This is a genomic window from Bradyrhizobium sp. (assembly GCF_035309285.1).
GTDB lineage: Bacteria > Pseudomonadota > Alphaproteobacteria > Rhizobiales > Xanthobacteraceae > Bradyrhizobium.
Genome location: NZ_DATGFH010000122.1, coordinates 67,584 through 83,255, shown reverse-complemented (window position 1 = coordinate 83,255; position 15,672 = coordinate 67,584). Strand labels below are relative to the sequence as shown.

The window sequence follows — 15,672 nt, the reverse complement described above, 5'->3', positions numbered from 1 at the left end:
CTACATACGCCTCAAACCGCCTTTCGCTATCCCCACCTTCCCTGAGATCCATCCGGCCCTCCGCCTGCCAAATTATGAATCTCTTCAATTACTTGATTCCTTGGCACCCGTGGACGCGACCGAATGACTCAGTAGGATTAGCGAAAGCGTAATCCGCCGTTATGCTGCGGCACAACCGTCAGATGTGAAAGACTGGGCCTTATGCCAAACGAAAGCCGCGCGTTCGGTCGTGAACATTCTCCGTGATGGCGGATTACGCTTTCGCTAATCCGCCCTACGATCCACGATCCGTTTGCTACTGGACTTTCGGAAGGCATCACTTAAAGAGGCTCCAGGGAACGCCGCTTCGGCATCGATCGGCGAAGGGAGCTGATCATTGACCAGGACGACGCGGCGCGGTTTTCTCAAGTCGGCGGCGACGGCGGCGATTGGGTTGTCGCCCTTGCCCGCCTTCGCGCAAAAGCCGAGTCCGACCCCGAGTCCCACGGTGAGCCCCATGATGACCACGCTTGCCACCTATATGAGCGCGGCACGAACGCGCGCGCTGCCGGAAGACGTCATAGAGCAGGTCAAATATCATCTGCTCGATACGGTGGCGGCGATGGTTTCGGGGTCGGAACTGCCGCCGGGCCAGGCTGCGCAGCGCCACATCAGGGAGCATGGCGGCACCGGCACGGCGACGGTCGTGGGCACGGCCTTGACCGCGCCGCCGATCGATGCCGCGCTTGCCAATGGCATGATGGCGCATGCCGACGAGACCGACGATTCCCACAACGCATCCCGCTCGCATCCCGGCTGTGCGGTGGTGCCGGCCGCGCTCGCGGCCGGCGAGATTTCCGGGATCGACGGCACCGGCCTGTTGCGGTCGGTCGTGCTCGGCTACGACATCGGCACGCGCGTCGTCATGGCCATGGGCGGCGCCGCCTTCAGCTATGAGAGCAGCCTGTCGACCCACAGCATCGCGGGCACCTTCGGCGCTGCCGCCGCTGCCTCTTGTGCGGTCGGCCTCGATACCCGGCGGATGCGATGGGCGCTCGACTATGCGGCGCAGCAGTCGTCCGGCATCACGGCCTGGCGGCGCGACACCGACCATATCGAGAAGGCGTTCGTGTTCGCAGGCAAGCCCGCGCGCGATGGCGTCACCGCGGCGCTGCTCGTCCAATCCGGCTGGAACGGTGTCGATGATATCTTTTCCGGTCCCGACAATTTCTTTGCCGCCTACGCGCCCAAAGCGCAGCCCGACCGCTTGATCGAGAAGCTCGGCGCGCGCTACGAGATCAGTGAGACCGACATCAAGAAATGGAGCGTCGGCTCGCCGATCCAGGGGCCGCTCGACGCCGTCGAGGCGATCCGCGGCAAGACGCCGTTCGAGGCCGATCAGGTCAAGAAGGTCACCGTGCACCTTGCGCCATCGGTAGCTGATGTCGTCGACAACAGGGACATCCCCGACATCTGCCTGCAGCACATGATCGCCGTGATGCTGCTTGACAAGACCGTCTCGTTCCAGGCGGCGCATGACAAGCCGCGCATGAAGGATGCGAATGTGCTGAAGCAGCGCGCCAAAGTCGACTTGGTGCGCGACGAGGAGCTCGCGAAGCTCTTACCGTCGCGCGAGACCGTCGTCGACATCGAGCTCAACGACGGCACGAAACTTTCGGAGCGCGTGTCGGCAGTGCGCGGGACGCCGCGCAATCCGATGAGCCGCGACGAGGTGACCGACAAGGCGCGCGACCTGATCTCGCCGGTACTCGGGCGCGACACAGCCATGCACCTGATCGACACGGTCTTCGATCTGGAGAAGCAGGCTGATATTCGGGGGCTGCGGAAGCTGCTGCAGCGGGGGTGACGTCCGCTTCGTAGGGCGGATTAGCGCAGCGTAATCCGCCGTTATGCTGCAGCACGACTGTCGGATATGCTACACTGTGCGCCATGCCGAACTATCGCCGTGCGCTCATTCCAGGTGGATGCTGGTTCTTCACGGTCAATCTGCTCGAGCGGCGCGAGAGTTTCCTCGTGGATCATATCACATCCTTGCGCGAAGCGATCGCGGCGACGCGGCAAACTCTTCACTTCGACATCGACGCATTCGTCGTCCTGCCCGATCACCTGCACGCGGTGTTGACGCTGCCGCCTGCCGACAGTGACTTCTCGACGCGCTGGCGGCTGATCAAGACCCGCTTCGCGAAGGCCTTGCCGAAACAGGAGCGGCGCAGCAAAGTTCGTGTCGCGCGCAACGAGCGCGGCATCTGGCAGCGGCGTTTCTGGGAGCACCTGATCCGCGACGAGGCCGATTATGCGCGCCATGTCGAATATTGCTGGATCAATCCGCTCAAGCATGGCCTCGTCACGCGGGTGCGGGATTGGCCGCATTCATCGTTCCATCGCGATGTCCGCGCGGGATTGGTCCCGCTCGATTGGGGCGGCGAGGTCGAGATGAGCGGAGAATTTGGCGAACGGCGATGATGGCGACTGAGCCGGAATAGCGGATTACGCTACGCTAATCCGCCCTACGGCAGCGGAGCAGACTCAGAAAATCGTTGCGTGCAAAAACTAATTTCGCGAGCGGTTTCAATCTGATTTGGCCTGTCCAGCCCTCGCATGAAAAATATTTTGTTTCCGATTTTCGAAAATTCATGATTGTCTCTGCGCATCCGCTTCCACCAAGAGGGGACGTATCGCGATCGTCACGGACGTTGGAAGCGGGATGCGGTGGACGTGAGGGTGCTCAGCGTGCTTTGCGCGCCGACGAAAGCATCTCTCGCGGACGAGCGAAATCGTGCGGTCCCGACGCCCCGACGCTGGCGTCAAGTTTCTCGCGAGACGCTCTGCGAGAAGCGACGGAGGCTAACAAGCCCGGTACTCCGAGGAGACCATGTATAAGCCGTAAACCATCGCGCAGGGAATGCCGGTTGATTTGGCTGCCCTGTTGTTGCTTGCGTGCGCAAGTGCACTTTCTTTGCACGCAAGGCTCGCGGGTGCGGCCTGCATCCGGCATTCCCTGCGCCCTTGATTTCGAGGGCGACGAACGATGCATCACTCGGGCATGGCGTGCCGCGGGAATGCTGAGTCATGTCGCAAAATGTTTTCGTCGTCATTCCGGGGCAGCCCGCAAGGGCTGAGCCCGGAATCCATAACCACAGGTGATTGTGATTTGAACGGTCTCTCGCCCAGCAAGCTCTCATATTGCCGCCGGTGGTTATGGATTCCGGGCTCGCGCGTTGCGCGCCCCGGAATGACGAGGAAACAACGGCGTGCCCATCATTCACGACGATGCGGACGCTGGATGGTGGGCACGGCGCCTTGTCCGCCGTAGCTCGACTTGTCCGCCGTAGCCCAAAGAGCGTAGGCGGAAGAGCGAAGGCGGATGCGCGCCCTTGCCCACCCTACGGAGCCTCAATAATGCGCGTCGTACATCTGCGACTGGATGAAGCCGATCAGATCATTGGGCGGCGGGCCGGCGGCGAGGCCGTTCTGGTAGGCGACGTCGGCAACGGCTGCGCCGATTTGCGCCGACACTTCGCGGATCCGCGGCAGCGCGGGATAGAGACTGCCCTGCTTGCGATCGGCTTCGCTGACGGAATTCGCGAGCGTATGCGCCGCCGCCATGAACATCTCGTCGGTCACGAGCCTGGTGCCGCTTGCGATCGCACCGAGGCCGACGCCCGGGAAGATGTAGGAATTGTTGCCCTGGCGCGGCACGAAGCTCTTGCCATTGAGCTTCACGGGATCGAACGGGCTGCCGCAGGCGAACAGCGCGCGGCCGTTCGTGTGGCGATACGCCTCCTCGGCCGAGCATTCGGCCTTCGAGGTGGGATTGGACAGCGCGAAGATGATCGGCTGCTCGTTGAGCTTGGCCATGGCCTGAAGCACTTGAGGCGTGAAGGCGCCGCCGACGGCGGCGACGCCGATGATAGCTGTCGGTTTGAGCGTCTCGATCGCGGTGAGGAAATCGCCGATGTGCGCCTGATCGTGCGCGAAACGCAGCTTGTGTCCGCTCAAGCCGGCACGGCCCTTCACCACCAGGCCGCGGGAATCCACCAGCCAGTTGCGACGCAGCGCCTCGGCCTCCGACATGCCTTCGGCCATCATGGCCGAGACCACGAGATCGGCGATGCCGGTTGCGGCTTCGCCGGCGCCGAGGAAGAGCAGGGTCTGCTCGCCGAGCTTGCCGCCCTTCACGCGCAGCGCGGAGAACAGGCCGGCCAGCGCGACCGCTGCCGTGCCCTGGATGTCGTCGTTGAAGACGCAGGCGTCACTGCGATATTTGTGCAGCAGGCGAAAGGCCGAGTGATTGGCGAAATCCTCGAACTGGATCAGCACGCCCGGGAAGGCCGCGCGCGCCGCGGTCATGAACTCGTCGACGAACGCGTCATAGGCCGCACCCGTGACGCGCTTCTGGCGCAGGCCGATGTAATAGGGGTCGTTGAGAAACTCCTCGTTGTTGGTGCCGACGTCGAGCATGACCGGCAGGCATTGCTCGGGATGCACGCCGGCGCAGGCCGTGTAGAGCGAGAGCTTGCCGACGGGAATGCCCATGCCGTTGGCGCCGAGATCGCCAAGGCCGAGAATGCGCTCGCCGTCGGTCACGACGATGAGCTTGGTGCGGTACGGCCAGTTGGAGAGGATTTCGGCGATGCGTCCGCGGTCATTGTAGGAGATGAAGAGGCCGCGCGGCCGCTGGAAGATCAGCCCGTATTTCTGGCACGCAAGGCCAACGGTCGGCGTATAGATCAACGGCTGGATTTCATCGATGTGGTCGCAGACGATGCGAAAGAACAGCGCCTCGTTGCGGTCGTGCAGCGAATTGAGCGCGACATATTTTTCGAGATCGCTCGGCAGGCCGCGCAAATTGGTCAGGAAGCGCTCGACCTGCGCCTCCATCGACATCACTGCGGCCGGCAGGAAGCCGCGCAGTCCGAGCGCATCGCGCTCTTCCTCGGTGAAGGCGATGCCCTTGTTGAGCAGTGGGTCGCGCAGCAGCGCAAGTCCGTGGGGTGAATAAGCAGGTGTCGAATGGGCGCTCATCCGGTCGGGTTTCATCAAGGCGTTTCCCCAATGTCGTCTTTTTCGTTGTCGTTGCGTCTGCTCTTGGTGGCACAACATGCTCATACTAGCACATGAAATTTATGCCGCAGCGCATCAATGATGCGGCGGCGTCTTCAAAAACACGCGCGGAGAATGGTGTTGCGGCAACCGAAGTCGATAGAATCGGCTTACTGTGGGCTCAAAGCTCCAGCCCGTCGGATGGTCGTCGCGGCGTCAGCTCCTCGTCATCGACGACCAGAGCAGCGCGACGACGGCTACTGCCATGACGGCGGTGCCGAGCCAGCCGAGCGCAACCAGCCAGCGTCGCGCCTTGAAGCGCCCCATCAATCGCGCGTTGGAGACGATCACCATCATCATCGCCATGATCGGAACGGCGACGATGCCGTTGAGCACGGCGCTCCACACCAGCATGCGGATGGCGTCGATCCCCGTGAAGCCCAACGCAAAGCCGATGACGGTCGCGGCCGCGATGATGCTGTAGAATTCCACTGCGTCCGTCGCCTTGTCCTGAAGGCTCGATTGCCAGCCGAACACTTCGGACACACCGTAGGCCGCCGATCCCGCCAGAACCGGGATCGCCAACAAACCGGTGCCAATGATGCCGAGCGCGAACAGCGCAAATGTGAACTCGCCGGCGAGCGGCCGCAGTGCCTCAGCCGCCTGGGTCGCGGAATCAATGCTGGTGACACCATTGGCGTTCAGAACGGATGCAGTCGTCAGGATGATGAAGAACGCGATGGCATTGGAAAAGATCATCCCGACGGTGGTGTCGACCTTGATGCGGTCGAGCTCGGGATCACCGCCTCGGGAGAGCTCTCGAAGCGGACGGCGCGCCTTGCGCTTCATCTCCTCGACCTCTTGCGAAGCCTGCCAGAAGAACAGATACGGGCTGATGGTGGTGCCGAACACGGCGACAACCATCAGGAGGTAGCCGGCGCTGACGTGCGCCTTTGGCCAGACGCTGGCCAGCAAGGCCTTGCTCCACGGGATCTCCACGGTGAAGGCGGTCGCGACATAGGCGAACAGCGTGAGGGTCAGAAGCTTCAGCACCGGCGCGTAGCGGTGGTAGGGCACGAATGCCTGAAGCAGGGTCGATGTCGCGGCGAAGATCAACGCATGTTCATGGTTGAGGCCGCCGATGACCAGCGAGAGCGCTTCCGCCATCGCGGCAATGTCGGCTGCGATATTGAAGGTGTTGGCTGCGACCAGGAGGAAGACCAGCGCCAGTACCAGCCAGCGCGGGGTCACCTCCATGACGTTGGCGGCAAGGCCCTTGCCGGTGACCCTCCCGATCTGCGCGCTGACGAGCTGGATCGCGATCATGAAGGGGAGGGTGAGAAAAACCGTCCACAACAGCCCGTAGCCGAATTGGGCGCCGGCCTGCGAGTAGGTTGCAATTCCCGACGGATCGTCATCGGCCGCGCCGGTGACCAGGCCCGGACCGAGCAGCCGGAACAGCATCATGCGCGGCTTTCTGGACCCGGGTCGCTTGCTGCCGTTCATCAAATGCCTTGTTGCCGCAGACTGTCCCGATTGACCGACTATCGATCAAATCGCCCTTGAAGGAAAGGTACCAGCATCCGACATCAGGCCCGAGACATCCGCGAAAAGAAAGCCTGCGCCTGGCACGGGCGCAGGCTTTCCAATGCGTGTGCGGAGAACAGGCAGCGCCTAGCCGACTTTGGCCTGATGATCCACCACGCCGTAAACGATGCCGAGAAGAATGCCAAAGCCCATCTCGAAACCGGGGCAGGCATGGATAGGGTGCGGGTTCTTGCTGCGGTCGCCGCCGAAGATCGGGCAGACGTCGTCGCTGCCGCTGCTCAGATCGCTCTGCGTTGCCTGGATGATGCTGAGATAGATCTTGTCGCCGGCCTTCACCTCAACCGGGTTCTTGCTGCCGAGGGTGTGATCCTTCTTCGCGGTGCGCCAGATGAAGTCCGGCGTCGGTTGCATCTGCATGGCCTGGCGCATCGGCAGTTCGATCACCTCATGGGCCTTGGCGAACTCGTCGGTTTGCGTGTTCGCCTTGAGCTGCGCCTGCAGCGCCATCATGGTTGCGGTGCGCTGCCAGGTTTTGACGGTCGTGACGAGATTGCCGTTGATGGTCGGCAGCGCGCCCGTCATGACGCCGATGATGGTTCGCGCGAGCAGGTCATTGTCGTTCGGATCGGGAAATTGCTCGAACAAGGCGCGCGTCAACGGCGCGGTCGGAAGCTGCCCCGATGCGTGCTTGTCGGCCACATATTTCCCGACGGATTCCCGCAGGATCTGCCCGGTCCGCTTGCCGATGAAGGTCAGGAACGCATCGGGGTCCGGGTGGAAGATGTAGGCGGAGGGAAAGGTATAGTCCGCCGGGCATACGCCGGGCGGCACGAGGTTGGATATGCCAAATCCGCCGGCCTTCACGTAGGTGCCGTCGGGAATGTCGAAATAATGGCTGCAGACTTTTGCCAGCACGGTGTCGGAAAGCGCCTGGATATCGACGATGCCGCCGGGCGCAGGCACGCTCGGCAGCGCTGCGCGTGTTTCCTTCAGGGTGATCTCGAAAGCCTCGCGCCGGGTGACCTTTCCGATTGCGGCGTTGGTCGGCGTCGATTCCTTTTCGTATTCAGCGCCCCAGTCCATGCCGAGAAAGATCGGACCAAAGCTCTGCGACATCCGCTGCTGATAGCCTGCATTGGTGTAGTTGTCGTCGGCGTTGAGGAGCACCTGCAGATACAGCTCCTTGCTGGTCACCACAATGCCGTCACGCGTACGTGCCACGCCCCCCTCTGGATTGACCCGCGTCGCCGCGACCGATTGCGCGTGCTTGTCGACGAGGTGGTCGAGCACCAGTCCCCACATGGCGCTGGCGCCTCCGGCAACCGTTCTCGCTTCCTTGCCCAATTGATCAAAATCTGCCGACATCAAAATCTCCTGTGAGGTTATCGCAATATTCGTGCAAAAGTCTTTGTCGCGCCGATCGTGAGATCATTAGCACGTGGCTATCGTGCCAGGCAGAAACCATTGTGCAATCTAAGATTGATTTTTGCAATATAGATGGCGGCTCCCGCGCCGAGTCTCAGGCGAGCGCCGCCAGGAGCTCGCGCGCGTTGCGCACATCCCGTGAGGTCGCGCCGCCTTCGATGGCGGCCAGGATCGGCTCCAGCAGCATACGCACGTCGTTGTTGGATTGGCCATCGCACCAGAGCCGGGCGAGGTCGTTTGCCGCGCGCAACTCAAGCAGGCGGCCCTGCTGGCTATGCGCGATTTCCATTGCGTTCCTGAAGCAGGCCTGCGCTCGCGGCCGATCAGGCTCTGGCTGCCGGAGCACGAGCTGACCGCTGAGCCGGTGCAGCTCCGCGAGCCAGAACCGTTCGCCGGACTGCTCGACAAAGGCAAAGCCCTGCTCGAGGCTGGCCGCCGCCTGTTTGAGCTCACCGGCCAGCATGGCCGCTTCGGCAAGGTGAGACAGGATCATGGAGCTTCCGGTGAAGCCGCCGGCCGATCGCATCTGATCAAATGCCGAACGAAATCCGGTGAGGTTGTCTGCAACCGGCTGGCGCATCGCGCGGGCGTAGGCGCAATGCATGGTGGCGAGCAGGCGGATCTGCTCGGCGCGTTTCTCGGTGCAATAAGTCACCAGCTCGGCACTGCCGGATTCGAGCGCGGCGAGATCGCCCAGGATCGCCCTTGGCCAGGTGACGGCGCAGAATTTTGCGCTTGCGATCGTGGTCGCATGGGTGTGGCTCACGATCTCGGCCTGCACCTGCTCGCTGATTTCGGCCGCGCTGTCGATGAGCCCGAGCGAGAGCCGAACCAGCACCTCGAAAGCAAGCAGCGCGATGCTGGGGTCCCATCCGAAGCGGTGGCTCAGCGCCCGCTGCCGGGTCGGATCGACGTATTGCCTGGCGCGCAGCAGGCTGTCGAGCGCAAGGCGGCTCTGTCCGGCATAGAACTGGTTCGTGGCGAGCATCCGATAGGCAACCAGGCGATAGGTTGGATCGTTCTGTCGCTCCGCGACCTCGATGATCTCATGAGCAAAGTCGAGCGCAGGCTGCATTCTTGCCTTAAGCGTCGCCTCCGAGCAGAGCCCGAACAGAACCGAGACACGCTGCAGATCGGTGCCGACGCCTCGATCGAGCAGCCTCTTGGCTGCGCTCATCACCTCGAACGTTTCGGGTGCGGTAATGCTCTTGAGCGGCACGAGCGCGTAGGCACGTGCAACCAGAAGGGACAGCTCAAGCGCGTCGCGCTCGCGCCCTTCGGGAATGGCCGGGATCAGCGATAATCCCTTGCCGGCATGGCGCTCGGCTTCAACCGGCGCCGACTGCGAGAGCGCGAGCTCCGCCGCGCCGAGCCAGGCCGAGGCGGCGGGCGAAGCGAGGCCGGCTTCGGTGAAGTGATGCGCGATGGTTGCCGGCGGGTATTCCTCGTCGGTGACATGTTCCTGCAGTGCCCAGGCGATCCGAGCATGGATGCCCTGGCGCCGGCTACGCAGCAGCGAACCATAGGCGGCGTCCTGGACCAGGGCATGCTTGAAGACGTAGCTCGCTCGCGGCGGCGTGCCGCGGCAATGGATCAACTCGGATTCCATGAGCTGGCGCAGCACGCCGCGCAACGCTTCGCTCTTGATGGGCGACACCGCCTCGAGCAACGCGTGCGGGAATTCGCGACCGATCGCAGCACCAATCTGCGCGATCTCCTTGATCGGCGACAGCCGGTCGAGCCGCGCGGTTAGGGAGTCGTGCAGGGTCGAGGGGATCGCGAGCGGCGTCAGCGTGGAGGCGAGGACATAGGAGTTTTCTTCCTCGCGCAACAATTCCGATTCCAGCACGCTCTTGGTCAACTCTTCCATGAACAGCGGCACGCCGTCGGTCTTTGCCACGATCTCATCGATAACCTCCTCCGGCAGTTTCTTTCGCGCGGCCACGCCATCGATCATCCTGAACGCGTGCAGGCGACCGAGGCGGTTGAGCGGCAGCAGCGTCACGTGGCTGCCCGACCAGGGCGGGGAGAACTCCGGCCGGTAAGTGATAACGAGCAGGATAGGCAGGTGACGGGCCAATTCCACCACGCGATTGGTCAGATCGAGCGTGCTGGGATCAACCCAGTGGACATCCTCGAGCAGCATCAGGATCGGCGTCTGCCTGCTGAGCCCGGCCGTCATCCCGAGCAGCGCGGAGAACGTCCGCTCCTTGAGCTCCGCCGGCGCCATCTCGAGCGGCGGATAGCGATCGTCGGTCGGGATGCCGAGCAGGGCGGCAAGCGAAGGTGCGACCTCCTTGCACGGCAGTCCGGTCGCCTCGATGATTTTCTCCATCTTGTCGAGCCGCGCTCCGGCCGGCTCGCCGTTGACAAAATTCGCGGCGTGCCGGATTTGTCCGATCACGGGGTAGAAGGCGTCGTTGAGGTGGTGCGGCGAGCATTGATAGCGCATGACGATGTGATGCTTGTCATCGAGCCGATCGCGTAACGTTGCTACCATGCGCGACTTGCCGATGCCGGCCTCGCCCGATAGCAGCACGACCTGGCCTTCGCCTTGGACTGCCTGCCGCCAGCGCTCGCACAGAAATGCGATCTCGTCTTCGCGCCCGACGAGGGGGGTGAGCGCTTCGGATCGCGCGGCGTCGAAGCGGCTGAAATTCTCCTGTTCGCGGATCACGCGCCACGTGACGACCGGCGAGCGGAAGCCCTTCAAGGCGTGCGGTCCGAGCCGCTCCATTTCGAACGCTTTGCCCAGCAGCCGCCGCGTCGCTTCCGAGACCAGGATGGTGCCGGGCGCCGCCTCCGAGCGCAGCCGCGCCGCGAGATTGGCTGTATCGCCCACGACGCCCCGCTCGCGTGCTTCGCCTTCGCCGATCAACTCGCCGACGACGACCAGCCCGCTGGAGATGCCGATGCGAACGTCCAGCGGTGCGTCGTGAGCAAGACCGAGGTTTGCAATCGCATCGATCAGCGCGAGGCCGGCGCGCGCCGCCCGCTCGGCGTCGTCCTCGTGCGCGCGCGGATAGCCGAAATAGATGGTGGCGCCATCGCCGACCCATTTCGCAACGTGGCCGTCGAAGCGCGCGACGGCCGCCGCGATCGCGCCCTGCACCGCGCGGAGGAGGTCGGCCATATCTTCCGGATCGAGCCTCGCGGTGAGGGCGGCCAGGCCGATGAGGTCGCAGAACATGACCGTCATATGCCGGCGCTCGGCGCCGTCGCGCGCAGCCGTTTCCGGCGCAGGCTGGATCTCAATCGGCCTCTGGCCGCCAAGTTCGCGGACGGCGCGCAGGATGCGTAGACGATGACCCAGCGGGACGCCGATGTCGCGAAGCATATGTTCGCTCAGCTCCGAAAGCGCGTCCGCCTCGATCCGGTGCTGTCGAAATACGGCTTCGTATTGGTCGAGGCCGAGACGGCCAAGCCACGTCCCGACGTCCATCGCTGCCAGTCTCCCCTCCCGCGCGGCCACAATGATGGGCCCGGGGACACGTCCTGTCCAGAACCCGAATATCGGCAAATATCCGGTCAAAACCACGGTGGCGGCCGGGCGTCTTCCGTCAGGCGGACGCGCCCGGTTGACTCGTCGGGCAAATCAGGTGCTCGATTGCCATTGTCGCAACAGGCCTCAAAAGCCCGCCCCAATCGGTCGCGGGCTTTTTGCCAGGATGGGTCACTTCACGCTGACGAACGCCCCCCAGACCGCCGCCAATCCGGCAGCGGTCAACACATAGTGCGGACTGTCGCAGAACATGCTGCCATAGCGGCACACGTCGCTGCTGAGCGAGCCGAGCTCATGATTGCCCGCGGCATAAAAGATCCCGGACAGGACAACCAAAACACCGGCGACCAGATACATCGTCGATCTCCCTGTCATCCGTTCATTGCCCGCGCCCAAGACCGGCGCAGGGCCATTTCACAGTATGCAGCAATGCTGTTACGGTTTATCGAAATTTGTTTGTCGCATTTTTAACAAATTTGACTCGTCGGGCAAATCACTGGCACAGTGACATCATCGCGAAAGTCTCAAAGCCCGCGCCGGCAACGGCGGCGGGTTTTTTCATTTCCTGAAATCGGACGGCGGCGCCCTTGCGAGCACGCGACACTCACACGCACCTTGCGTCGTCGCACGCGCCGCCGTCCGAGCGCTCACTGAACTCAGACTACATTGGCCGGCGCGCGCGAACACGCCGGTTGGCAGCGCGCTGTCCGCGCGCGCCCGCGGCCTCCTTGCTCCCGGGGGATAGGGTTCGCGCCCGAAATGATCGCGTCGACCACCCGCGATCAAGCCGCGCATTTTTTTGTTTCGAAAAGGAAGCCCGATGCATGACCGCTTACCTGATTTCGCTCGCGCTCACTTTCCTGATCGCGATCGCCGTGATCGACGCAATGTCATGAGCGCGGAAGCGGTTCGCTTCATCGCGCGGTTCTGTTGCCGTTACGAACTGTTCTCTCGCCGCAATCTCAACAAGTTTGACTCGTCGGGCAAATCACCGGCACAGTAACATCATCGCGAAAGTCTCGAAGCCCGCCGGCAACGGCGGCGGGCTTTTTCGTGTCCTGAAATCGGACGGCGGCGCCCTTGCGAGCACGCCACACTCACACGCACCTTGCGTCGTCGCACGCGCCGCCATCCGAGCCCTTACTGATCTCACACTATTGGCCGGCGTGCGCGAACGCGCCGGCTGGCAGCGCGCCGTCCGCGCGCGCCCGCGGCCCCCTTGCTCCCAGGGGATAGGGTTCGCGCCCGAAATGATCGCGTCGACCACCCGCGACCATGCCGCGCATTTTCATTTTGAAGAGAAGTGCACATCACAAGACATGCCCAAAACCCTCACCGAAATCCGCTCGATCGCGCGGAGTCACACCCGCACCGCCATCAATACCCTGGTCGGCGTCATGAAAGCCAAGGACGCGACCCCTGCCGCGCGTGTCTCGGCCGCGACAGCGATCCTCGATCGCGGCTGGGGCAAACCTGTGCAGGCGCTGGAGAATGGCGACAATGGCGCGCTTGAGCTCATCCAGAAAATCGAGCGTGTCATCGTGCACCCTCAAAATTCCGACAGCGCGGGTGTTTGAGCCGCTGCTCGCGCCCGCCCGCTACAAAGGCGCTTTTGGCGGCCGCGGCTCCGGCAAATCGCACTTCTTCGGCGAGCTCCTGGTGGAGACCTGCCAGGCCGAGCGCGGCACGCTCGCGGTCTGCATTCGCGAGGCGCAGCGCACGCTCGCGCAATCCTCCAAGCGGCTGATCGAGAGCAAGATCGCCTCGCTCGGCCTTGGCCACGGCTTCAAGGTCTACAACGACAAGATCGACACGCCGGGCGACGGCCTCATCATCTTCCGCGGCATGCAGGATCACACCGCCGAGTCCATCAAGTCGCTCGAGGGATTTCGCATCGCGTGGATCGACGAGGCACAGACATTGAGCGCACGCAGCCTTGCGCTGTTGCGGCCGACCATTCGCGCCAATAATTCCGAGCTATGGGCGTCATGGAATCCGCGCCGCAAGTCGGACGCGGTTGACGACTTCCTGCGCGCGCGCAAGCCCGACGGCGCACTCATCGTGAAGGCGAGCTGGCGCGACAATCCCTGGTTTCCGGCAGTGCTGGAGGAGGAGCGAAAGCTGGATCTTTCGCTTTATCCCGATCGCTATCACCACATCTGGGAAGGAGACTATGTGAAAGCCTTCGAGGGCGCGTATTTCGCCGAGCTTTTGGCGGCGGCGCAGCGGGAAGGGCGCATCGGCAGGGTCTCGGCCGATCCGCTGCTGCCGCTCCGCGCCTTCATCGATATCGGCGGCGCCGGTGCGACTGCCGATGCCTTCACGATCTGGATCGTGCAGTGGGTCGGCAACGAAATCCGCGTGCTCGACCATTATGAATCCGCGGGCCAGGTGCTGGCGTTTCATGTCAACTGGCTGCGCTCACGCGGCTACAAGGACGCGATCCTCTATCTGCCGCATGATGGCGTCGCCACCAACAACGTCACCGGCAAGCGTTATGAGGATCACCTGCGCGACGCCGGATTTGCGGTCGAGCCGCCGGTGAAGAACCAGGGGCGGGGGGCCGCGATGATGCGGATCGAGGCGCTGCGGCGGCTCGGGCCCCAGCTCTGGTTCAACGAGGCGACCACCGAAGCCGGCCGCGACGCGCTCGGCTTCTATCACGAGCGCAAGGACGACGTTCGCAATATCGGCCTCGGCCCCGAGCACGACTGGTCGTCACACGCCGCCGACGCGCTCGGGCTGATGGCGGTCTGTTACGAAGCGCCGGGCAGAGCGGCGAGCTTCAACCGGCCGATCAAGTATGCGGATCGGGGATGGGTGTAAGCATTGCGGATCGGGATTGGTCCTTTTCGACTGTGATCTACGTCAAGTTGATGCGTTGGACCCAGGTTAGGTTGGTTGTCGATCTCTGTTGGGAAAAGATCGACAACGCATGTTTATGCCGACGTTTTCAGCATTGTCATCCCAGGCGGCGCGTGCTGTTAATTGCGCAACTTGGGGTTTTTGTTTGCCTATTGCATTTCCAATCGACGGCGACCGTGCCTTGGATGATCTTTTTGTCCGCTTCTTGGGCGGCCGAGCGCTTTATGAAGATTGCTGCGTAAGCAGTCGGATTGACGACGATCCTGCCGAGCCAAATGGACTTTCGAGCGCCGAGCGGCTTGCAATATGGATCTATTCCAGCACAGATCAGCACTGGTACGAGCGAATCAATGGCGAGTTGTGGTCACCGTCGTGCTCGACCGAAGTGCAACAGTTCTCCGAAATTCTGAACGTCGCATTGCGAAAGCTCCCTACCCATGATGGGATTGTGCATCGGGGCTATTATGCAGCGGACTTGGACGAGTTTTGCGAAACCTACGACGTGGGCATCGTCGTACGATGGCCGGGGTTTACCAGCACGTCCGCGGTTCGCGAGGAGGCATTTCCGGGGAACGTCCTTTTTACCATTCGCTCCTACTCTGGCCGGATTCTGGGGCTATATGCCGATAAGCCATCAGAACGTGAGATTTTGTTCCCTTCAGGGACAAGGTATAGAGTTACCTTTATGGAACGCGATGATGACGTTGTCGTTATCGAACTGGAAGAGTACGCTGCGTGACGAACTACGAAACCCGACGAGCAAGTATGGTCTTGCCGTTGTTCTTACAGGGGTTTTTGATGGCATTTGGATGGCTTCGAAAGAAATCCAAGGGCGGTGACAAGAAGTTCACCAAGGGCACGCCCTCCAAAGAAGGCAAGGAGGCGCGGGACGCCTTCTTTGCGGCCAGGAAAGGCAAGGCACATGAGCCGCCTGATCGAAAGAAATTGACTCCGCTCCAGCGGAGAATGTTGTCGGGCAGAGCTTAGACCGACAAAAGAGGCCGCCCGAAATGGCGGCCTCTTTCGTTAGAGCAAAGGCCGAACTGGTAAGCGAATTCGCGCTGATAGCGGCCGTCGAACGGCCCACCCTTTCATCAATTGGCCGCGCTCACGCGGCTAGGACAACGTCACCGGCAAGCGCTACGAGGATCATCTGCGCGACGCCGGATTTGCGGTCGAGCCGCCGGTGAAGAACCAGGGGCGGGGTGCGGCGATGCAGGTTTCGTAGGACTTATCGTCCTTCTCATCGCTTTGTTTGCAGGCGGCCTGCTGATCCGCGCTGCGATCTG

The 15,672-nt window shown here is 62.6% G+C and carries 12 protein-coding genes; 6 read left to right on the top strand and 6 right to left on the bottom strand.

What is annotated here, in order from left to right; all coding sequences use genetic code 11:
- Positions 1-264: 264 nt before the first annotated feature.
- Complete coding sequence (locus tag VKR55_RS23350; protein ID WP_324407013.1) at positions 265-507, bottom strand: hypothetical protein; 243 nt, start codon at positions 505-507, stop codon at positions 265-267.
- On the opposite strand from VKR55_RS23350, the gene VKR55_RS23345 reads away from it, so the two are divergent.
- Positions 500-1,846, top strand: coding sequence for an MmgE/PrpD family protein (locus VKR55_RS23345; protein WP_324407012.1), 1,347 nt, complete (start codon positions 500-502; stop codon positions 1,844-1,846). The two genes, VKR55_RS23350 and VKR55_RS23345, sit on opposite strands and share 8 nt — an antisense overlap.
- Before the next feature lie 83 nt (positions 1,847-1,929).
- Positions 1,930-2,463: an REP-associated tyrosine transposase gene (locus VKR55_RS23340; protein ID WP_324407010.1), complete on the top strand. Its 534-nt coding sequence runs from the start codon at positions 1,930-1,932 to the stop codon at positions 2,461-2,463.
- Between the two features lie 930 nt (positions 2,464-3,393).
- On the opposite strand, the gene VKR55_RS23335 is transcribed toward VKR55_RS23340, so the two are convergent.
- The 5 genes from VKR55_RS23335 to VKR55_RS23315 form a co-directional block, all read right to left on the bottom strand.
- Entirely contained in the window at positions 3,394-5,040 is a 1,647-nt protein-coding gene (locus VKR55_RS23335) for an NAD-dependent malic enzyme (protein WP_414642423.1), read from the bottom strand.
- A gap of 219 nt (positions 5,041-5,259) precedes the next feature.
- Entirely contained in the window at positions 5,260-6,507 is a 1,248-nt protein-coding gene (locus tag VKR55_RS23330) for an NRAMP family divalent metal transporter (RefSeq protein WP_324407018.1), read from the bottom strand.
- Between the two features lie 210 nt (positions 6,508-6,717).
- Complete coding sequence (locus VKR55_RS23325; protein ID WP_324407009.1) at positions 6,718-7,956, bottom strand: hypothetical protein; 1,239 nt, start codon at positions 7,954-7,956, stop codon at positions 6,718-6,720.
- Between the two features lie 154 nt (positions 7,957-8,110).
- A complete protein-coding gene (locus tag VKR55_RS23320; protein WP_324407008.1) occupies positions 8,111-11,458 on the bottom strand; it encodes an AAA family ATPase in 3,348 nt (1,115 codons plus the stop codon).
- A gap of 231 nt (positions 11,459-11,689) precedes the next feature.
- Positions 11,690-11,875 (bottom strand): hypothetical protein, encoded by a 186-nt coding sequence (locus VKR55_RS23315; protein ID WP_324407007.1) that lies wholly within the window; start codon positions 11,873-11,875, stop codon positions 11,690-11,692.
- Between the two features lie 962 nt (positions 11,876-12,837).
- Between VKR55_RS23315 and VKR55_RS23310 the strand changes: the two genes are divergently transcribed.
- From VKR55_RS23310 to VKR55_RS23295, 4 genes are all read left to right on the top strand, one after another.
- The gene (locus VKR55_RS23310; protein WP_324407017.1) at positions 12,838-13,095 is read left to right on the top strand and encodes a hypothetical protein; all 258 of its coding nucleotides are present in this window, start codon (positions 12,838-12,840) and stop codon (positions 13,093-13,095) included.
- The gene (locus VKR55_RS23305) at positions 13,052-14,344 is read left to right on the top strand and encodes a PBSX family phage terminase large subunit (RefSeq protein ID WP_414642422.1); all 1,293 of its coding nucleotides are present in this window, start codon (positions 13,052-13,054) and stop codon (positions 14,342-14,344) included. Before VKR55_RS23310 ends, VKR55_RS23305 begins: the two co-directional genes overlap by 44 nt.
- A gap of 109 nt (positions 14,345-14,453) precedes the next feature.
- Complete coding sequence (locus VKR55_RS23300) at positions 14,454-15,122, top strand: ADP-ribosyltransferase domain-containing protein (RefSeq protein WP_324407004.1); 669 nt, start codon at positions 14,454-14,456, stop codon at positions 15,120-15,122.
- Positions 15,119-15,370: a hypothetical protein gene (locus VKR55_RS23295; protein WP_324407002.1), complete on the top strand. Its 252-nt coding sequence runs from the start codon at positions 15,119-15,121 to the stop codon at positions 15,368-15,370. The genes VKR55_RS23300 and VKR55_RS23295 overlap by 4 nt, the downstream gene beginning before the upstream one ends.
- The last annotated feature ends 302 nt before the right edge of the window (positions 15,371-15,672 follow it).